Origin of the sequence: Oceanobacter sp. 4_MG-2023, from assembly GCF_030689165.1 — a bacterium.
GTDB lineage: Bacteria > Pseudomonadota > Gammaproteobacteria > Pseudomonadales > Oceanobacteraceae > Oceanobacter.
Genome location: NZ_JAUYVV010000001.1, coordinates 45,007 through 65,180 on the forward strand (window position 1 = coordinate 45,007; position 20,174 = coordinate 65,180).

Annotated in this window: 15 protein-coding genes and 2 pseudogenes; 6 read left to right on the forward strand and 11 right to left on the reverse strand. The window is 54.4% G+C overall.

The genetic code is table 11. The features are described from left to right. Positions 1 to 89: 89 nt before the first annotated feature. Entirely contained in the window at positions 90 to 557 is a 468-nt protein-coding gene (locus Q8W24_RS00230) for a ComEA family DNA-binding protein (RefSeq protein WP_370693288.1), read from the forward strand. 28 nt (positions 558 to 585) lie between these two features. Here the strand turns inward: Q8W24_RS00230 and Q8W24_RS00235 are convergent, their stop codons facing one another. The 9 genes from Q8W24_RS00235 to Q8W24_RS00275 all read right to left on the reverse strand — a co-directional run bounded on the left by Q8W24_RS00235 (position 586) and on the right by Q8W24_RS00275 (position 13,140). After that, a complete protein-coding gene (locus Q8W24_RS00235) occupies positions 586 to 1,275 on the reverse strand; it encodes a phosphatase PAP2 family protein (RefSeq protein ID WP_305474023.1) in 690 nt (229 codons plus the stop codon). An 82-nt stretch (positions 1,276 to 1,357) separates the two neighbouring features. Next, positions 1,358 to 1,816 (reverse strand): YbaN family protein, encoded by a 459-nt coding sequence (locus tag Q8W24_RS00240; RefSeq protein ID WP_305413754.1) that lies wholly within the window; start codon positions 1,814 to 1,816, stop codon positions 1,358 to 1,360. A 280-nt stretch (positions 1,817 to 2,096) separates the two neighbouring features. After that, the gene (locus Q8W24_RS00245; RefSeq protein WP_303434658.1) at positions 2,097 to 3,458 is read right to left on the reverse strand and encodes a DUF2726 domain-containing protein; all 1,362 of its coding nucleotides are present in this window, start codon (positions 3,456 to 3,458) and stop codon (positions 2,097 to 2,099) included. A 264-nt stretch (positions 3,459 to 3,722) separates the two neighbouring features. Next, positions 3,723 to 4,883, reverse strand: a complete 1,161-nt coding sequence (locus Q8W24_RS00250) for a DUF2726 domain-containing protein (protein WP_305474025.1) — start codon at positions 4,881 to 4,883, stop codon at positions 3,723 to 3,725. Positions 4,884 to 5,517: 634 nt separating this feature from the next. Then, entirely contained in the window at positions 5,518 to 6,612 is a 1,095-nt protein-coding gene (gene apbC / locus Q8W24_RS00255; protein ID WP_303434660.1) for an iron-sulfur cluster carrier protein ApbC, read from the reverse strand. 102 nt (positions 6,613 to 6,714) lie between these two features. Next, positions 6,715 to 8,343, reverse strand: a complete 1,629-nt coding sequence (locus Q8W24_RS00260; RefSeq protein WP_305474028.1) for an ABC transporter ATP-binding protein — start codon at positions 8,341 to 8,343, stop codon at positions 6,715 to 6,717. Between the two features lie 5 nt (positions 8,344 to 8,348). After that, the gene (locus tag Q8W24_RS00265) at positions 8,349 to 9,788 is read right to left on the reverse strand and encodes an ABC transporter permease (RefSeq protein ID WP_305474030.1); all 1,440 of its coding nucleotides are present in this window, start codon (positions 9,786 to 9,788) and stop codon (positions 8,349 to 8,351) included. After that, a complete protein-coding gene (locus Q8W24_RS00270) occupies positions 9,788 to 10,765 on the reverse strand; it encodes an ABC transporter permease (protein WP_303434663.1) in 978 nt (325 codons plus the stop codon). Before Q8W24_RS00270 ends, Q8W24_RS00265 begins: the two co-directional genes overlap by 1 nt. Further along, positions 10,765 to 13,140 (reverse strand): ABC transporter substrate-binding protein, encoded by a 2,376-nt coding sequence (locus Q8W24_RS00275; protein ID WP_305474032.1) that lies wholly within the window; start codon positions 13,138 to 13,140, stop codon positions 10,765 to 10,767. Before Q8W24_RS00275 ends, Q8W24_RS00270 begins: the two co-directional genes overlap by 1 nt. Before the next feature lie 441 nt (positions 13,141 to 13,581). On the opposite strand from Q8W24_RS00275, the gene Q8W24_RS00280 reads away from it, so the two are divergent. Genes Q8W24_RS00280 through Q8W24_RS00290 form a run of 3 tightly spaced genes read left to right on the forward strand, consistent with a single transcriptional unit; the run spans position 13,582 to position 18,344 of the window. Then, entirely contained in the window at positions 13,582 to 14,655 is a 1,074-nt protein-coding gene (locus Q8W24_RS00280) for a MoxR family ATPase (RefSeq protein ID WP_305474033.1), read from the forward strand. Position 14,656: 1 nt separating this feature from the next. Beyond that, positions 14,657 to 15,868, forward strand: a complete 1,212-nt coding sequence (locus Q8W24_RS00285; protein WP_305474034.1) for a DUF58 domain-containing protein — start codon at positions 14,657 to 14,659, stop codon at positions 15,866 to 15,868. Next, entirely contained in the window at positions 15,855 to 18,344 is a 2,490-nt protein-coding gene (locus tag Q8W24_RS00290; protein ID WP_305451362.1) for a transglutaminase domain-containing protein, read from the forward strand. The genes Q8W24_RS00285 and Q8W24_RS00290 overlap by 14 nt, the downstream gene beginning before the upstream one ends. 100 nt (positions 18,345 to 18,444) lie before the next feature. Here Q8W24_RS00290 and Q8W24_RS00295 read toward each other — a convergent pair whose 3' ends face one another. Beyond that, positions 18,445 to 18,948, reverse strand: coding sequence for a GNAT family N-acetyltransferase (locus Q8W24_RS00295; RefSeq protein ID WP_303434949.1), 504 nt, complete (start codon positions 18,946 to 18,948; stop codon positions 18,445 to 18,447). Between the two features lie 161 nt (positions 18,949 to 19,109). Between Q8W24_RS00295 and Q8W24_RS00300 the strand changes: the two are divergent. Both Q8W24_RS00300 and Q8W24_RS00305 read left to right on the forward strand, forming a co-directional pair. Next, positions 19,110 to 19,388: pseudogene (locus Q8W24_RS00300) on the forward strand (integrase core domain-containing protein); the annotation flags it as partial. Between the two features lie 5 nt (positions 19,389 to 19,393). Continuing rightward, positions 19,394 to 19,564 (forward strand): annotated as a pseudogene (locus tag Q8W24_RS00305) (IS256 family transposase); the annotation flags it as partial. Positions 19,565 to 19,642: 78 nt separating this feature from the next. On the opposite strand, the gene Q8W24_RS00310 reads toward Q8W24_RS00305, so the two are convergent. Further along, the gene (locus Q8W24_RS00310; protein WP_305451363.1) at positions 19,643 to 20,134 is read right to left on the reverse strand and encodes a hypothetical protein; all 492 of its coding nucleotides are present in this window, start codon (positions 20,132 to 20,134) and stop codon (positions 19,643 to 19,645) included. Positions 20,135 to 20,174: the final 40 nt, after the last annotated feature.

Consider the following 20,174-nt stretch of genomic DNA (forward strand, 5'->3'; position numbering starts at 1 on the left):
GGCGGCTCTTCGGATAAGAGTTTCGCCGGATTCAAAACCGGATAGTTGATTGCTAGTTTGACATCTCACCCCATCAAGGAGATGTCGACATGATGTCATTTAAAACCGATCCGACGACTTCATTATTCCAGCGAACCCTGCAAACCCTGCTCATGGCCCTGTTGTTGGCCACCGCCACCGCCGCCTACAGTGACGCCAGTAGCAACCCCTTCTCCACGACCTTCAGCATCCCCGGCCTTACCGACCTCAGTGGCGCACAACCACCACAACCACAGAAACAAGGGGCTGCCCTGCTCGCAGTCAACGATAGCTCTGGAAACACGCCCAGTGCCGTTGAAGCCACGACGACCACAGCCATGGCCAGTAAAATCAATATCAACACCGCCAGCGTCGATGCGCTGACGCACCTTCAAGGTATAGGCACCGTCAAGGCCGAAGCCATCGTGCGTTACCGCCAGGAAAATGGCCCGTTCAACAGCATCGAAGACCTCGCTCAGGTACGAGGCATTGGCAGTGCCACCATTGAAAAGAACCGCTGGCTGGTAACGACCCAGTGATGGCTAAACCGTCCACTGACAACGGGGATCAAGCTGTACCCCGTGTTGACTCCAGGTAGCCAATCCGGCTATGCCCCAGCAACCAATAGCTGAACAACCGATAGATGAAGTAACAAATAAATCCGGCAAAAATCGTATCGCTGAGAAAATGCCCGCCCTGGGTAATCCTCACCACACTGACACTGACTCCCACCGCGACCCCAATATACAGCCAGACTTTACGTCGGCTCCACCAGGCAAACACCATCAGCCAGAACCCCATCGCCGAGTGACCACTAACAAACGACCGGCATTTGCCATGGCACTGATCCGCAATCACAAAGGCAGGACTGAAACCACTTTTGCCGCCAAATTCCACTACCTGCTTTGGCCGTGGCCGCTCAAAACCTTCTTTAAATACATTGTGTACCAGAATGCCGGGGCCAATCAGCAAGGTCAGCAACAGGAACAACCAGACCTTCCTCTGGCTACGGGGCAAGCCACGAGACCAGAAGGTCAACCCCAACCCAATCATCAACAAAGGCACCAGGGCATAGGGCAGATAACGGAACAAGCCATACAAGGCCAGATTCACCGGATTGTCCCGATATGGCCAGCTGGCCGAGGCGTCATCGTAAAACCAATGGCTGACCACAAGATCCAGCTCTGGCCAAAGCAAAAAAACCAGCACCAGCAGCACAAAAAGCAACCAGTCAGCATGCTGTTTCAGAAAAAACACGTGTTACCCCTCAACCAATAAATGCGGCGCAAAGCATAGCGGCAAGCACACAGGAAAAGCCATCAAATCCCGTTGCCAGGTATTATTCCAACCTTGATTGATTGCTACCCTGGTGTGGCGCTGTCACCAGCGTCAAAGTGGGTAAACGAAGAATGTACCAACTCACTCCCAGGCCGGTCAGCGACAGTGTGATTTGTACCCAAACAGAGGGCACCAGAACCAGTGCCGTCAACAACAGCGATGCCCACATCAGCAACAGGGTATAAATCTTGGCTTTTTTGGGCATTCCCTTGCCGTCGAGGTAATACAGTACATAACTGCCCAGCTTCGGATGCCCGACCAGCCAATGATAAAAACCCGGCGAACTGCGCACAAAACAGGCGGCAGCCAGTAACAAGAAAGGTGTGGTCGGCAACACCGGCAGAAAGATCCCGACAGTTCCCAACGCCACAGCCAGCCACCCCACCGCCAGCAAGCACCAACGTAATACCGGATTGGCAACCTGGCGACGCCCCGGCTCTGACGATTCAGGAACAGGCATAAGTTCAACCTCGTAATACAAAACAGTCGAAGATATTGTTGTGGTAATCATGATGTGGCGGAATCCATACCACCGCAATACAACAGTACAAGCCTGGTTGACCGAGGCGGCTGACATCAGATTAAACAACCAGTCCAGCACCAGCGATAACGGCCATAGAGTCGGGCATAACCTTGCTGGAAGCCGGGCCGTCGTCTCTCAGGTCACGGTGAACTGCTTCACGACTGAAAGACAAAGGCGCCGGTGTGGCCAGGGGTTGATAACAGGTGTTACGGACGGTTTATTGCGGCGGCGAAATCGGTGCAACGTAAGGGCATTCAGGTAATTTGGTACAAATCCAGAAGTACTGGCCAGCAAATTCACCCGTTGTCGCCAATGATAGTTTCAGGGGTGACTGACAACGAGGACAGACATTTTTATGTGCTGTCTCTGTCTCTGCCGCAGGAGCCGACGACGTGTCATTCCCGGAAGCAGCAACAGGAGACACAGGAGTCTCAGCAACAGCTTCTGTTGCAGCAGTAACCGCCGCTGTCTCTTGCTCATCATCGCCGCTGTCCACACTGGAATCAGGGGCGCTGTCCGGCTCCTCAGACACGCCGTTATCCGCCAGTGTCACGGTGATTTCTTCCTCCTCCTGATAGATATCAGGCGTATCATCAACCGCTTCATGTTCAATTGTTCCTTCATAACCACCGCTATCCCTGGGCAGCAAATAATTAACCTGTTCCCGTATTTCCCTGATGGTATAACCACGCTTCATATCCACCAGCAAGACCGGCAAATTAGCCGATTCTGCCGACTTGCGTAATATCTCGCGCTGAATCTTGCGCAGCCCTTCACGCTCGCCCATACCATCCAGTTCGATAACACCAATCACTGAAAAATCGCGGGCATCACACAAGACAAAATCGAAGCGCTGGGTCGCTAGCTGGTCGGCAGCAAAATAAGAATCTTCAAGGCTCAGGTCGGATCTGGGATTCAGAATATCGGATGCTCGAACCTTACAAAAAATCTCGGTGTTATCTGAAATCGACGTTTTGAGATCACCATAAAACAGACGTTCCAGCGGCGTCAGCAGCGGGCCACCAGCCATATAGGGGTAGTTATCATCGTTACGACGGGCTGGTGTTGCCAGCTTGATTTCTTCCAGTGGTCGCCGCAGCGTATCCTCCGGAATAGTGGCTCGTTCCACCGGAGCAACAGGAGCCGCGGGACGTTTCTCTTCAGTGCTGCGGGGGTCTGGCTGTTTGGCAGGAGCAGGACTCTCCGCTTTTGGCTCAACCTCGGCAGGCTCGTTATTCACCGGGGCCGGGCCGGCTTTCGATAACAGCTCTTCGATCGTTGGTGGTACATCAAGCTCGATCTCTTCATCCAGAATTTCATCCTCATCCTTATCCACAGGCGCGGCAGTATCGTTGGACGTGGTTACCGGACCCACAGGAGGTGGAGAGATAAGATCCATAACCGATCCGATTGAAGCTGGCTCGGTTGCCTCAGGTTCTGCAGCTGGACTGGGCTTGGCTTGGGAAGCCTTGGCGCGTTTGCTGGATGCCAGTGCCTGAACCGATACCAGCACCACTGCCACAATCAAGGCAATGAGTACCAAAGCGATCAATAACACCAATATCTCGAGTACATCCATAATCCTGAAACCTCATGACTGACAGCGGAAATGATAGTGATTGTCCAAAGAACAAGAGACCAGAATCACTGCAATCTTGCCAAACCAGGCATACCCGATAACAGTGACCGTCAATGAACAGACAGATAGCTAATTATCATAGCAGAAAGCACAATTTGTTCCTCTCTATGGCACGATTGCGCGACATTGCCAAAGAGATTGCCAAAAGAGTCGCTTTCTTTACGCTGTAAAATTCCCGCCAGAGCAGTGCATGGGGCGGCCGGATCAGCCCGTGCCGCGATTCAGCTGTGGTTCATCATGGGCATCAAAAGGCGCGGCATAACGACATTCCGGAAAGGTGCTACAGATCCACAACAACTGACCCACCAATTTGCCGGATTTTGGCGTGTGTTGCACCAGAGGCGCATGGCAACGGGGGCAATGTGGTTCGGTAACAGCATGCAGAGGCTTGGCAGCTGGCCGTGGTATGTGCTGATGATGAGAAGTGTCTGCCTCAACAACAGCTTCTGGTGTTGCAGCGGGTGGCACCACAGGCGCCGGAGATGGTGCTGCCGCTACCGCCTCTGCTGCCGGTGTTACAACTGCCGGTTCCGGGGCTGCTGGTGCAGATTCTGCCGCTGCGGGTGTATCCTCGATACCGGAAGCCAACACACTGCCTGAGCTTTCTTCACTGCCCCATGAGGCAATATCGCTGTCAAAGTCCGAGCCGGTTTCTTCTGGTACCGGATCAGAGATCAGGGAAGACAAAGAGAAAGGATCTTCTTCTTCATGTTGCGGAGCCGCAGCTTCTGGCATCAAATTGGTTTCAGGCAAGACCGGAGACAGCGGCGCCTGCTCGCTCTTCTGAGGCTCGGTTACCGTATGGTCATGATCGGTATTACCAACCAACGCCGGATCGGCAGCCTCGGCCGTCTCAGGAACCACTTCCGTCTGTTCAGGAAGCGGGCTTTCCAGCGCTCTCAGCTCCTCAACCGACAAGGATTGCTGAACGTCCACCAAGCGCATGTTGACAGCAGCAGACTGGCAAGCAGAGACCAGCAGCTCGTTATTTTGCCGCCGCTCTTTATCTGATTCACCATGATCCAGCCGAATGACACAACGTACAGACAAATTGTCTGGGTCACACAAGACAAAATCGAACTCATTGGGTGCAATACGTTCGAGCAGAGCCTGGCTTACGTCCTGCTTCAGCCCTTCTTCTGGCTGAATAATATCCGCGGCCCGGACTTTACATAAAATCAGTGCCGTATTGTCGTATGCAGACTGTAAAGCCCGATAAAAATCCAGCTCTACAGATGACAGAACCGGCCCTGCGGCTGCATAAGAAAAATGACTGGCTGACCCTTTTCTGGAAGAAATCATCCAGACAATCACGCCCACAGCAAGCAGAATGCCGCCTCCAAGACCAACAATCAGGTAATCCATGTGTATCTCCATATAACACCCGGTACATTAGCAACGGACTCTACAAAAAATTACCGTCAATAAATACCCGGAGCGTGACGTTCCTATGACCAAACAGCCCAAACGCCAAAACAATAATACCAATGTGCTCTGGTCTCCATGCCATCACCACCGCGTAGCACAAAGACCCTCAAAAAGCACCAAACCAGCGCATATAATACACATGGGGAACTATTACGGTTATCCCAATCCTGCAAAAAACAGTAAAAACCTGGCTGAAATCAACGCCTTTGAAGACAGTAACCGGAGGCTCTTTATCATATCGCCGTCGGCAGTCAAACCCGCCTATATCAAGAGTGATCAGTTATTAACCCGGAAGTGAGCCAGCCCTTCAGCCACAATGGGGGACATACGATACTGGTACGATCCGGTATCTATAAACTGATAGGTACAATCGTCTGGAAAAAGGTTGCTTTTTTCACACTGGTGAGACAGCAGCCAGTAACGACAATATATGCCGTACCACGGAAATATGGCTTATCAAAATGGCCAATCGGGAGTTTGATATAACGCCGCGAGCACGACGTTATTGCGATCATGACCCGACACCTGACGTATCAGGTATCAGGTATCAGGTATCATATTTTCTGGAACCTTAATCTTCGGAGATACTGATTTCCGGCATCGCTTCCGCTGCTTCACCACCACGAGCCAGTGCTACCGCCAGACGACGGGCAGCATGACGATACATCATCGCCACTTCCGAACTCTCATCAGCGGCCACCACCGGCACACCAGCATCCGATTGTTCCCGGATATAGGTCGCCAGCGGCAAGGAACCCAGCACCTTGGTGTGGTAGGTCGTCGCCAGACGTTCGGCGCCATCCTGGCCAAAGATATGTTCTGCATGACCACAGTTGGAGCAAATGTGCATGCTCATGTTTTCGATCATGCCCAGCACCGGAATCCCCACCTTACGGAACATTTCCACGCCTTTTTTGGCATCGGCCAGGGCAATGTCTTGTGGAGTCGTAACAATTACCGAACCCGACACCGGGTATTTCTGGCTCAGGGTAAGCTGGATATCACCGGTTCCCGGTGGCATATCGATCAGTAAATAATCCAGTTCGCCCCATTGGGTCTGGGTCAGAATCTGGGTCAATGCCCCCGCTACCATAGGGCCACGCCACACCATCGGTGTTTGCTCTGTCACCAGATAGGCCATCGACATGGTTTTGATACCATGGGCTTCTACTGGCACAAACCACTTGTTATCAATGGTGTCCGGTCGTGTGCCATCGGCAACACCAAGCATGATGCCCTGGCTCGGGCCATAAATATCCGCATCCAGCAGACCAACTTTGGCACCGTCCTGAGCCAGGGCAATCGCCAGATTGACTGCCGTCGTGGATTTCCCCACACCGCCTTTGCCGGATGAAATCGCGACGATGTTTTTTACCGCGGCCAGGGATTCACCACCATCATGGCTCTTGTGAGCTTCCACATGCCAGCCCAATGTGACATTGGCGTCATCACAACCATCGAGGTTTTCCAGTGCGGTCGTTAACAGTTGCGTCACACCGCCGCTGAGAAATTCCGACGGATAATCCAGTTCCAGCACCACCGCAACGTTGCCGCCGTTAATCTGGACAGACTGCAAGGCACCGGCAGATACCAGATCCATTTCCAAATATGGGTCGATGTAGCTCGCCAGGGCTTGTTCTACCTGGGCTTGGGTCAGTTGGGACACAACAAACTCCTGAATCGGTCAAACGGTTTACACCGCAAAAAATAAAGAAATGCGTTCTGGTGCTCTAAATGGCGACAATCACACCGAGAAACAAGGTCGTGATTATAAACCCGTACATATAACCGGTGCCGCTGCCAGCAGTGCCTGAGTATAAGAGTCTTGAGGCTGGTTCATCACGCTGGCGCACTCCCCTTGCTCAACCAGGACCCCCTGACTCATCACCGCCACCCGATGAGCCAGATGTGGAATAATCGACAGGTCGTGGGTAATAAACAGATAGCTCAACCCCATTTCTTGCTGCAGCTCCTGCAGCAACGCCAATACCTGACCGCGGATACTGACATCCAGCGCACTGGTGGGTTCATCACAGATAATCAGATCAGGCTCGACTGCAATCGCCCGGGCAATGGCGATTCGCTGACGCTGGCCCCCGGAAAATTCATGGGGATAGCGGTCGAGGTGCTCCACCGCCATACCAACCCGCAGCAACAGTGTTTGCAGCTTGGCTTCACGCTGTTGATGGTCATCGGCCAGGCCCAGACTGATCATGCCTTCGGCAAGAATCTCACGAATAGTCATACGCGGATTCATGGAAGAAAACGGGTCCTGGAAAATCACTTGAATACGTTTGCGGTAAGCACGAAATTCAGCCTGGCTCAGCTGGTCAATCCGCTGGCCGTCGAAAGTGATACACCCCGCATACAGAGGTTCCAGAGCCAGAATGGCCCGACCTACCGTCGATTTGCCGGAACCGGATTCTCCTACCAGTGCCAGGGTTTCACCTTTATGGATCTGGAATGATACGCCATCCACTGCGCGGGTATGGCCTACCACCCGCTGCAGCACACCATGGCGCTGTGGAAACCAGACCTTCAACCCCTCCACCGTCAGCAACGGCTCGGGGGTGGTCAATGGCTGACGGAAGTCTCGCCGTGGCAACGAGTGAATCAGCTGGCGGCTGTATTCGTGTTGCGGCGACACGAAGAACTCATCACCAGGACGGTATTCCAGAATCTCACCATGGCGCATCACCGCCACCCGGTCGGCCATTTCCGACACCACACCCATATCGTGAGTAATCAGCAAGACCCCCAGTTTCCGGGCGCGACGGATCTGGTTCAGCAAATCCAGAATCTGCTTCTGGATGGTGACATCCAGTGCAGTGGTCGGTTCATCCGCCACCAGCAGCTCCGGCTCACAGGCCAGAGCCATGGCGATCATTACTCGCTGCTTCTGACCGCCGGACAACTGATGCGGATACCAGCTCAGACGCTGGCGAGGGTCAGGAATACCAACTTCTTCCAACAGATTGATAACCGCTGTTTTTAGCGCCGCACCGGTCAGGCCCTTGTGTAAAACCAGTACTTCACCAATCTGTTGCAACAGGGTTTGGACCGGATTCAGCGCACTTTGCGGCTCCTGAAAAATCATCGCTGCGCGATAACCCCGAACCGCATTCATCTGCCGTTCGGTCCGTTCAAACAGATTATCGCCAGCCAGCTCAATCACACCGCCGGTGATACTCAAGGTATCGGGCAACAATCGTAAAATGGCCAGTGCCGTCAGCGATTTACCGGAGCCACTTTCCCCGACCAGCGCCAGGATTTCACCGGCGGCAATGCTAAAGGAAATCCCGTTGACCAGCGGCTGCCCCTGATGCCGCCGGGCTTGCCGGGCATTGACCAAGGCAGGTAATTCGATCGTCAGATCACGTACAGTTAACAATGACATTGCCACTACCCTGCCGACCGGGGGTCAAATGCATCACGAACCTTGTCGGCGAACAGGTTAGCGGCCAAAACCAGAATAAACATCAACACAAATGCGGCTGCCACCGACCACCACACCACTGGCTCACGGGACAATTCTGCCCGGGCTTCGTTAATCATATTGCCCCAGCTGGCCATCGACGGATCAACCCCGACCCCAATATAGGACAGCACCGCTTCGGCCAGTACAAACCCGCTGAAGTCGAGCACCAACGCAATCAGAATCAGATGGGTCACATTGGGCAGGATATGACGGCCGATAATACGGCCATGCCGCACCCCGAAGGCCCGCGCCGCCTGCACATAATCCAGCTGGCTGACCTTCAGGGTTTCGGCCCGCAACAAGCGACACAGCCCGGTCCAGCTGGTCATGCCAAGAATGAAACACAACGCCAGGAACTTGAAATCTGCCCGTTCCGTGGTGAGCTGGAACTGTTCGGGATGGGTTTCGATATACACATCAATCAACAGCACCGAAGCCGCGATCAGCAAAATGCCCGGAATCGAACTCAGGGTGGTGTATACATACTGCACCAGATCATCCACCCAACCGCGGAAATAACCGGCCGAGATACCCAGCAAAATCGCCAGCGGCAAGGTCAACAGGGTAGCCAATGTGCCAATCAGAACCCCAGTCCGAATGGCTTTCAATCCCTGATACAACACATCCTGGCCGACCTTGTCGGTGCCAAGAATATGGTAATACTGGCCCAGCTCCAGCACCCAGCAAGCGCCTACGACCAGCACTCCCAGGGTGATATAAATTGTTTTCCATGGCAGCACAGCCCCCATGTCGTCACTCTTTAGGCCACAGCCCTGTGCCGTGCAGCGTAAACGCCATTGCCAATGCAGGATCACCAGGGCAGCCATTATAGCCACCCCCGTCAGAACAGACTTGAGAGAGCGCTGCCATACATCGGCCGCAACACTGTCACCCTCTTGCAAGTGACTGCCCGCATGGGCCAGCCGAGGAAACGCCCGCACGACGTTGCCGTCGTCCGAGGTCTGGTTTTCACGGGCAAACGAGTAAATCGAAAACGGTTCGGAATAGGTGGTTTCATCCTGTCCGTGTAACCCTGCCAGCACCGCATCCAGGACACTTTTGACTTCCTGGCTGTAGTGCACCACTGGCTCGGTCATGGTTTCCGAAGCCGGCTCTGCAACAGACCCGGACGTAGCAATGGCGGGTAATGGCTCGCGGTAATGTAATGAATCCAGCAAGGCCATCAGGACATAAAACAAAATCACCAGAAACGCCGCCGACCCGATACGGGATACAAACACCGAACGCCAGCGCCCTCTGGCCAGAGGGTCTCTGGCCAACTGCACAAAAAACAGTATCAGTACAGCCACCAGGGCAAAAATCAATAAATCACTCAGCAAAACAACCGGTTGAACAGCCAGCATTACGACAACCTCACGCGTGGATCAACCAGGGTATAGGAGATATCGGTCAGAATCAGACCGATGATATAAAGCACCGATCCCAGAAATACCATACTGCGCACAATGGCAAAATCCTGCGCCTGAATGGCATCCAGGGTATAGCTGCCCAGGCCGGGGATACCAAAAAACGACTCGGTCAGCAGGCTGCCCATAAACAGCGACGGAATCACCACCACCACACTGGTCAGAATCGGAATCAGGCCGTTGGGCAAAATATGCCGGAACAACACGGTCAGTTCAGGCACCCCCTTGGCTCGGGCAGTACGCACATAATCCTTGTTGGCTTCTTCCAGAAACAGGGTGCGGTACAAACGCGTACCGCCGCCGATACCACTGATCACCCCGATAATCACCGGTAATATCAGGAAACGAACAGCGTCGATGCCCGCCAGATAACCGGAGATCGGCACCAGATTCCAGGTTTTGGCAAAAAAGTACTGCCCGGCAAATACGTAAAACACCCCGGAAATCGACATCAGCACCACACAGGCCACCATCGCTGCAGTATCAAACAGGCTGGCGCGAAACATCACTACAAACAGCGCAAAGGCAATATTCACCGTCAGCCCGACAATAAAGGTCGGCAACGCCACCGCCAGGCTGGGCCACATACGCTGCTGGATATCATCACCAATGGCACGGCCTTCGTCGGATTTACCAAAATCCAGCACAAACAGGCGCATCGATTTATCAAAGAAAATAGTATCCGTCAGCAATCCCTGACTGTCGTCCCGATCGTTTATAAACAGCGGTTTGTCATACCCCCGTTGTACTTTCCACTGCTCCACCGCCTGTGGATCAATATGTTTGTCGCCCAGTTGCACCAGTGCCATCTGGTCGGGAGAGTTGACCACAAAAAACAGCGCAAAGGTCAGTACGTTCACCCCAACCAGAATCGGCACGGCATACAGCAAACGGCGGATAATATAAGCCAGCATCAGTGTTGCCCTCCGGTAGTCGCCCGCGATCCGGTTATCACTCGAGCCTGTTGCCGCCGCTGATAAGCACGATAACCGGGGATCATTAACAGCACGACCAAAGCCGCCACCAGCATCAACGGCCACCACACCGGCCGGTTACGCTCTGCCCGGGCCTGTTGCCGTTCAGCATTATCAATGCCGTAATATTTCAGTACCGCCTTACTGATGCCGTGAGCCTTGGTGTTCTTCACCCAGGGATTGTTCAGCACATAGGAGTGGGGATGCCAGCCTGACGCCCAGGGCGCATCGTGATGATAAATCGCCAGCATTTGCTTGATAATGGTCATACGCTCGGGAGAATCCGGCATCAGTTTCATCGCTTCAAACAAACGGTCGTAATCGGCGTTGGCATAGTTGCTGGAGTTCACCCCGGCACCGCCGGTCACTACCTGGCCATTGGCGCTGTATAACAGGAAGAGGAAGTTTTCCGCATCCGGGTAATCGGCGATCCAGCCCCACTGGAACAACTGGGCATTACCCGAGCGCATTTTTTCCTTGAAGCGGTTGTAATCAGTACCGCGGATATTGAGCTGGATACCCAGTTTCTTGAACTGCTTGATCATCCAGATTTGCATGGCACTGGCACTCCCCCCACCACTGGGGGTATCCAGATTCAGTACCAGCGGCTCACCGGTAACGGCATCACGACCGCCAGGATAACCGGCTTCGGCCAGCAAACGCCGGGCTTCATCCAGTGATTTGCGTACCGGTGCACCAGCCGTTTTGGAGCCAGTCAAACGAGCGTTGGCGTCCCAGTCGAAAACATAGGGATTCATCCCTTGTGGCCCCGACTGATAACCAAAAATCCCGGGAGAAATCGGGCTTTGTGCCACTTCACCACGGCCATTGGCAAAAATGGAAATGGCCTCTTCCTGGTTGTAGGCAATAGCGATGGCCTGACGTAATTTACGCGCCCGCTCCTGCTGCAGCGGATCAGGAGCCGTATTCATGTCAGCACCAGCAGTATCCGGCGAAGGCAAACCACCCACCACAGGGTCCAGCATATTAAAGGCCAGATAATAGGTACCGGGCACCACTTCGATTTCCATCCTGATACCCATATCCTGCATTTCCTGACTCAGATGGATGCCCGCAGCACCGATCGAGATTGCCTGGTCAAAGCTGTCGCTGGCAATGCCAGAGCGATCGTAATAGCCCTGCAAGAATTTGGTCCATAGCGGGATCGATTCTTTTTCCAGCCGGTACACCGCCTTGTCAATCAATGGCAAGCGAGCACCGGCGGCATCCAGCAATCCGGCTACGGCGTCACCGGGCTCACCTTCGGCGGGATAAAAGTCGTCGCGGTAATTGGGGTTACGCTGCAGGATAATGGCTTCGTTAGGATCGTTTTTGGTCATCATGAATGGCCCGGTACCCACCGGATACCAGTCCAGCACAATATTGCGGTCGGCCAGTCCGGGCTGGTGATAGAACTCGTCCACCAAGGCTGGCAGCGGCGCAAAAAAGTGCATCGCCAGCCAGTATTTGAACTGCGGGTATTTGCCATTCAGGCGCACGCTGAACTGGTAATCACCCAGCTGCTCGACGCCGGATAACGGGTAATTATCCAGATTCAGCCAGCCGGTTTGTTGATAACGCTCGTCACTGTCGGCCAGTTGCTGCCGGGCAGCAGTCACGGTATCGGCAAAATCGGCCATGCCGACAATGTACTCCGCCAGCAATCCCCGAATCGGGGATAAATTGGCAGGGTCAGCCAGCCGCTTGATCTGATAGATATAATCGGCGGCAACCAGTTCGCGGCTATCGTGCTGATCAAAATCATCCAGCCCGAGAAAGCCGGCGCTGTCGGCGGCCGTCTCAAACCGGTACCGCGGCGTGCCATCGGCATTCCGGGCAAACGCCGGGTGCGGCTGATAATAAATACCCGGCTTGAGGGTAAACACATAGGTACTGAACGCCAGATCCTCGGCATCTTCTGCAACCGGCTCCCCATCGGCATTGCTGTACACGATCTCAGGCAGGCCAGTCAGGGTATTGGCTTCCAGTTGGTACGGGCGCTTCAGATAATGGTATTGCAACGGCGGATCATAGATCTGGTCGATAAAGCGGCCTTCGTCGGAGCTGTAGGAGCGGGCCGGGTCAAGGTGTTTCGGGCGTTCGGAGAAACTGGAATACAGTACGATGTCATCCGCGTCTTCACCTCCGGGATGGGGGCTGTTAATGGCACTGTCAGAGCAACCGGCCAGACTGGCCAGCATGGTGACGGCCAGCATCATCGCTCCCGCAATGCGCCGATGCCGGGACCATAATCCCATTGCATCCAGTACGCTGGTCGTCTTGCCCATCACCGACTTCAACCGATAAATCGCCATAATCATCCGCTAGAAAAAAACCTGCCACAGTGTGCCATCAAATCAGAAACAGGCAAGTATCCCCCCTGAAGCGCTCGATATTCTGTCTGAACAGTCGATCAATCAATATTCAGGGGCCATTAATGGCTTCAACCGCCACTTCACTGACCATTACTTGCGCTGCCTCACAGTACCGCCTTTGCGCCGCATGGCGTGCTTGATTAGTATTCCTGCCCGGGCGCCAGCATAAACAGGCAACAGAGGGGGCAAAATGTTTCCAGGTCATGAGAAAAAAGCCTGCAGCCACCCCATTACCGGTTATCCCCATGCCCTGCGCCCACGTTGTCCAGCTCATGAACACGGATCACCGACCAGCACCCAGTCAGACACCCGGCTTTGCCAGGATCACGACATGTCGACTGTGTTTACATCCAACCGCTTATCCATCCAAGGAATTTGTCTGTGAGTAACCCCGCCCTCTCCCTGCAGCAACTACACAAAAACCTCGCCAAAGTCATCCATTGTCAGCCGCAGTCATTGCTGTTCACCCTTACGACTCTGCTGTGCCGCGGTCACTTGCTGATTGAAGATGTGCCGGGGTTGGGGAAGACCACACTGGCCCGGGCGCTGGCCAAATCGGTACAGGTGGATATGCGGCGTTTGCAGTGTACGCCGGACGTTATGCCGTCCGATATCACTGGGGTATCGGTGTTTAATCCGCAAGATCAATCCTTCCATTTGTCACCTGGGCCGATTTTCACCAACCTGCTGCTGGTCGACGAAATCAACCGGGCCACCCCCAGAACCCAGTCAGCCTTGCTCGAAGCCATGGCTGAAGGCACCGTCAGTATCGATCGTGAGATCCATGCCTTGCCGGCTGTCTTTATGGTGATTGCGACCCAGAACCCGGTGGAGTTCAGCGGGACTTACCCGCTGCCAGAAGCCCAGCTGGACCGCTTTTTTATGCGTATTTCACTGGGCTACCCCAGCGAAGAACAGGAACTGGGCATCCTGCAAGCACAACTGAGCGGTCATCCACTGGATACACTCGAGGCCGTGATGTCAGACAAAGCGCTGCAAGCATTACAAGCCCATTGTGAAAAAATCCCCCTCAGCGAAGCACTGTTGGGTTACATCAACCAGCTGGTACGTGCCACTCGTGAACATCCCAAGGTGCAACTGGGAGCCAGCCCCCGGGGAGCACTGGCACTGATGCGGGCAGCCCGAGCCATGACACTGTTAACCGGCAAAAAACAGGTCACGCCCCACACCGTGCAGCTGCTGGTTGATCCGGTGCTCAGTCATCGGCTGATATTCCGCAACCCCGGCATGAACCAAGCGGAACAACGTCAGGCATTCTGGGATGACCTGCTGGCACAAATACCGGTACCAGACTTTGCCAGCACCCCCCAAACCCAGGCACCAGCCGCAGAATCATCCTCCGACCAGACCAGGGAAACGGAGAGCAAAACCACCCAAGACACCAACACCCCCAGAGGCAGAGTCAAAGCCCGCCCTGGTAGTGAGAGCCGCTGATATGTCCTTATCCAACGGCCCAGGCCGATGGTTACAACAACACCTCACCGCCCAGCATTTTTTATGGCTACTGGCGCTGGCCAGCCTGCTTATTGCCTGGAACCGGGGCCTGGCGCTGCTGTACGGCATGCTGGCACTGGTACTGGCGACCTTGTTGGTGTCCTGGTTATTACCCTGGCTGGCACTGCGGCAGATTCAGGTATCCGTACGGCAGATCGACAGTGCCAGCGCCGGGGGCGAGGTGACACTGGAGTATCAGTTCCAACTCCCCAAAACCCGCTACCTGATGCTGTTACGGGAAGATCTGGAATATATCGACCAGCCCGTCACCCACAGAATCCCGATGCTGGCCGATGGCGATCGCCTGCGCACCTATAGTCATTGCCCTTATCGTGGTGTATTTCCGATACAAGGCGTTGAGATTGGCTGTTGCTGGCCCTTCGGTTTTGTCAGTCAGTATCGACAACTGGAGATTCCCGAACGTCAGATTATTGTCGCCCCCCAGGTCGTGGCGGTGCAGACCTTGCCCGGCGGAGCCGGTAACGATAACGCCCTGATTGAATATCAGCACACCAGCCAGCCCCACGCTCAGGAAGAATACTGTGGCTTGCGCGAATACCGGCCTCACGACTCGCTCAAACACGTGCACTGGTCCGCGTCGGCCCGTCACCAGCAATTACTGGTACGAGAGTACAACAGCCATGCCCAGCCAGACTTTTTACTGGTACTGGATAACGATCGGGCTGACGACATCGGCGAAGCACCACTCTCCACCTTTGAATTTGCCGTATCGCTGGCAGCCTCGCTGATGGAATGGGCCAAACACCAGCAGCAACCCATGCGGCTGCTGGTCCACGGCAACCACGCCACCGATATCGCCATTGGTGGTCACCATCGCGGCAGCAGTGATTATTTATCGGCGCTGGCCTGGACCCAGGCAGATGACGATGAGCCTTACGGCACACGCGTAGAACAGGCACTGATGAAGTACCCCAACAGCGCCACCCTGATCACCGTGCGGAACCTCAGCCAACCGGCGGTGTTACCCGATATTCATGGCGGCCATATCGACATACTTATTGCTGATCAGAGCTTTATTTACCCAATGCAATCCTGGCAAGAAGGCTGGAGCCAACCCTCAGCCAACCACTACCAGCTTCACCTTCATGCCAGCAGCAAGCTAGAGAGACAATTCCGTTATGGCGCATTCTGAACGTCGTCCCCACAGCACCGATCTGGCTTGCTCGGTACGCACCACCATTGGCTGGTTTTCGGCACAACTGGCACTGGCCGTTGCCGGAGCAGGTATCACCCTGTTCGGACCATGGCCAGGGCTGGGGATGGGATTACTGGCGCTGGTCAGCAGCTTGCTGACCCTCGGCCTCGGCCAACTGCCCGCCAGCCTGGCCGAGGCAGCCAACCGCTCCGGAAAGAACCAACAGACCCGCAATGCAGCACCCACTCTGGGTGCGGAAGCATCCACTAAAAGCAAGGCCAAGACCGTCTCCGACAGCCTCGCCATCATCGGCCTGATTACCTTTGTTGGACTGATCTTCACCGTTGCTATCCTGCCCGCACTGATGGCCTTGCTGTTATTGGCACAACTGGCCATTAACCTGGTATCCGCAGATACCTCACGGCTGTTCTATGGCTTGATGAACGGCTTTGCCTTTTTACTGATTGGGGCAGCAGAGTCCACCAGCGGTGGCTATTTACTGATCATGGTCGGATATGCCTTTTGTGTGGTAATGACCCTATCGATGCTCTGGTGCATACAGGCCATGACCACCAGCCAGGTCACCCGCCTGGCATCGTCGGCCAACGACCAACAACCCCACTTCCTTATGGCAGCCGAAGCGGACACCCCGACACCCGGTGCAACGTCCAGACGCTTCAATAAGCGTTTTTTCCAACCCGCTGCCGCGACCGGAGCCGCACTGTTGCTGGTTGCCATTGCCGGAGCCATTTACCTGTTTATGCCACGCTTGCCCGCCGCCAACCTCGGCGGCCAGTTAGCCAGCGCCGACAGCCTCTACGACAACGCCAGCTGGCAAACACAGGCCAAACGCAGCGGCCAACCCAGCCCGACCGATCCCCAGAACCTGCAGGACGACCAGCAGAGTGATGGCCCGATCCCGTTATGGGAAGGACTCGATCCCAGCGCCCCACAGTTCGACTACCGGGGTTTTCGTGATGAGATGAACCTCAATGACAACCCCTACGGCAACCAAAGCACCACCGCCGCAGACCTGAACCAGGTTATTGCCCTGATGAAAGCCCCTCACGGCAGCTACCTGAAAGTACGCACCTTCGACCATTTTGATGGACTGCGCTGGAGTTCATCAACCACCGCCTTCCATAAACACAACACCAATCAGCAGGGCAAGGTGATACTGCCCGGTGAACAGGAAAATCGCGGCAACTTCCAACAACAAATCACCATAAAACAAGGCATGACAGCCCAATTACCTGCCGCCGGAGATCCTGTCGCCCTGTGGTTGCCTGCTACCGTCATCGCCACCGACCCATTCGGCCAACCGCTCTTGCCAGCACCGCTCAAACCCGGCACCCAATACACGGTGCTGTCGCAACAACAATGGCTTGACCAGCGCCCGGCCTCTCATGCCCCCAAACCCCGCGACAATGACCTGCAGCTCCCCTACAGCCTGGACAAACGGATTCCGGCGCTGGCCCGCAGCGTAACCGCCAACGCCGACACCCCTTACGCCCAGGCCCAGGCACTGGAACAGCACCTGCGCAGCGACTATCGTTACAGCTTTGAATCGGCGCTGACCTCGCAAGGCATCACCCCACTGCCATCCTTTCTGTTTGAGCGTCGTGAAGGCCACTGCGAATACTTTGCCAGCGCCATGGTGGTGCTGTTACGCACACTGGATATTCCGGCACGTCTGGTGACGGGCTTCTCCGCCAATCAGCAAAACCCGCTCACCGGCTATTTTGAAATACGGGGCATCGATGGCCACGCCTGGGCAGAAGCCTGGATCGACCAGCGCTGGGTAGCCTTTGAGCCCACGGCGTTTTACCAACTGCCCAGCACCACATCCAGCTCGCTCAGTGCCGACCAGATCAACGACTACGTCGACAGCCTCAGCCAACGGCAGCACGCGCTGCCCGGTGATTCGGCATTCTCTTTCGACCAGATTCTGACCACCCTCTGGAACGCCTTGTACCTGCTGTTGATCTTGCCCTTGAGCTACCTGCTGCGAGGCATATTCTGGCTCTGGCCCCTATGGCTGGTACTGGCGCTGGTACTGGCGATAGTTGCCGCAGTTGCCTACCCCAGCCGCCAACGCTGGTGGCGTACTCTCGTAGGACGCTGGGTAACCTTGCGCCTGCAACGTTATCGCGCCAAAGATCCGGCAACCGCACTGACCTTTTACCAGCGCCAGCTGCAACAACTCAGCGCTGCCTGTGGCATTCAACGCTCTCCCGGCCAGCCGCTGGAAGTATGGAGCCAGGCCCTGCAGGACTACCTGCTTGCCAGAGCCAATCAGGGCACTGCCGCAGACACCAGCGAGCCAGAACCAACGGCCGCCTTGCAACAACTGGTCGCCTTGCTCAACACCTGCTGGTATGGCGACCCGGAAACCAGCACCGCCATCCAGTTACCAGAAACACTGCAACCCGGCCTGATTGAATTGGCGAACAGACTGACGGCACGTGCGTAATAACCCGAGCCGGTATTCACTGACTATTCCATACTGGCCTGTTATCCATTCGCTACAGGCCTGGGAGTACAGGGGACATATATAGACGCTTCCCTACAGATCAGTGATCCAGCATTTTCTGCCAGAACAAGGCATGGCCAGCTTGCGGGTCGAGTTCGTAACCGGCAAAGCCGTATTTCAGGTAGGCGTTTTGCGCTATCTGGTTATTGGATAATACTTCCAGCGTCACTTTACAGCAGCCCAGTGCGCGGGCTGTTTGCTCAGCTGCGGCCAGCAGTTTCTGGCTTAATCCCAGACCGCGGAAATCTGCATTTACCGCCAGATCGTGTACGTTCAGTAAGGGTTGTGCCTTGAAGGTCGAGAAACCCTCAAAAGCGTTCAGCAGCCCGGCTGGCTGGTCATCGACATAGGCTATCCAGCTGTGTGCGTGAGGTAACTCGGCCAACCGTGCCACCAGTGTTTGTCGACAGGTATCACTCAGAGGCTCAGCGCCGCCCATGGGATCGGTTGCGTAGGCGTTTAACAGCTCAACCAGGTCAGTTGCATGACGAGGGTTTGAATAATCAACTGCGGTGATTGCAATTACGGCGTGCGCTTGGGTCATTGTCTTACTCCTTTTTACAAGCCGTGCAGATTATCACATTGGTTATTCTCCTATTATTCTGGCACTGGAAAATCACTTTACCTGCTCTCATACCTCACCGGTTCCGCAGCCACCCTCCTCTCCACACAAGCCCACAGCGATAAAAAAAACATAAAAATGCCAGTCGTAAGTTCCGTCAGAGGCTATGGCGTTATCGAATGACCCAAAGCATGAGCCGTCGTGACAACTGCTGGGATAACGCACCGATGGAAAGACTGTTCCGAAGTCTGAAATCCGAGTGGATACCGGCCCTAGGCTATCGCAACCTAGCCGAGGCCAAGAAGGATGTTGGTGGTTATCTGATGGACGACTACAACCGGCAGCGACCCCATACATTCAACGACGGCATTTCGCCCGTTGCAGCTGAGGAAAACTTTAAAATACTCTCCGGGATTAGTTGACCACTACAAAGACCAAAGGTGGCTTCGCCAATGAAAACGCGTTGCTCAAGCTGCTGTACGCAGGTACGTTGAAGGCATCCGAAAAGTGGACGCATCCGGTGCAAAACTGGAACCTGACGCTGTCGCAGCTAAGCATCCACTTCGAAGGACGGATCGACGGCTACGTGGATCTGTAAGTAATGGGTGACACAGAACTATGAACACCCTCGAAGCGAAACGTAGCCAACTGTTACGTGTCCTTGTTTATTTTCTTGTTAGATATCCTTTTCCTTATCAGTAATAACCGAAGAGACTGTTAACTGACTGCCAGAAAGCTTAGCAAATTTATTTACGATGAACTCAGCCTCTTTTAATACTTTTTCGGCTATTTTCTTCGCTTTGAATTGCCCTCGATGAACAACATTATTTCTTTCATCGTTAATATCTTTGGAGCGTTTCTTTACTTCTTTTAATGCATTTTCAGAATCGGTGTTTTTGTATATAGGTAACAATAACCGATCTACTTTACCCATTAATCCATTTGCCCACATCATCAGGTTATCGACGAAGTGCTCAGGGAGTTTTCGATTGTGCTGAAATTCATGCTTCACTAACAAATTTGCAGCAAGCTCTACAGTCGTTGCAGCTCGAATAATAACAGTGGAAAACTCACCTCGTTTCATTAACCCGATGGTTTTATGCCAATTCGAATGAATTTTTTCTTCTAGCGTACGTTCATTGTACGGCTTACTAGATTTATCACCCATACTTTCCTTGGATACTTAACGCCCGTATTTGCGGCTGGTT

What these genes read in the sequence shown, in the direction of transcription:
- Q8W24_RS00285 (WP_305474034.1), top strand. Translation starts at nt 14,657, where the DNA reads ATGTCCTTATCCAACGGCCCAGGCCGATGGTTACAACAACACCTCACC.
- Q8W24_RS00265 (WP_305474030.1), bottom strand. Translation starts at nt 9,788, where the DNA reads ATGCTGGCTGTTCAACCGGTTGTTTTGCTGAGTGATTTATTGATTTTT.
- Q8W24_RS00275 (WP_305474032.1), bottom strand. Translation starts at nt 13,140, where the DNA reads ATGGCGATTTATCGGTTGAAGTCGGTGATGGGCAAGACGACCAGCGTA.
- Q8W24_RS00270 (WP_303434663.1), bottom strand. Translation starts at nt 10,765, where the DNA reads ATGCTGGCTTATATTATCCGCCGTTTGCTGTATGCCGTGCCGATTCTG.
- Q8W24_RS00245 (WP_303434658.1), bottom strand. Translation starts at nt 3,458, where the DNA reads ATGGATGTACTCGAGATATTGGTGTTATTGATCGCTTTGGTACTCATT.
- Q8W24_RS00295 (WP_303434949.1), bottom strand. Translation starts at nt 18,948, where the DNA reads ATGACCCAAGCGCACGCCGTAATTGCAATCACCGCAGTTGATTATTCA.
- Q8W24_RS00230 (WP_370693288.1), top strand. Translation starts at nt 90, where the DNA reads ATGATGTCATTTAAAACCGATCCGACGACTTCATTATTCCAGCGAACC.
- Q8W24_RS00260 (WP_305474028.1), bottom strand. Translation starts at nt 8,343, where the DNA reads ATGTCATTGTTAACTGTACGTGATCTGACGATCGAATTACCTGCCTTG.
- Q8W24_RS00310 (WP_305451363.1), bottom strand. Translation starts at nt 20,134, where the DNA reads ATGGGTGATAAATCTAGTAAGCCGTACAATGAACGTACGCTAGAAGAA.
- Q8W24_RS00240 (WP_305413754.1), bottom strand. Translation starts at nt 1,816, where the DNA reads ATGCCTGTTCCTGAATCGTCAGAGCCGGGGCGTCGCCAGGTTGCCAAT.
- Q8W24_RS00250 (WP_305474025.1), bottom strand. Translation starts at nt 4,883, where the DNA reads ATGGATTACCTGATTGTTGGTCTTGGAGGCGGCATTCTGCTTGCTGTG.
- Q8W24_RS00290 (WP_305451362.1), top strand. Translation starts at nt 15,855, where the DNA reads ATGGCGCATTCTGAACGTCGTCCCCACAGCACCGATCTGGCTTGCTCG.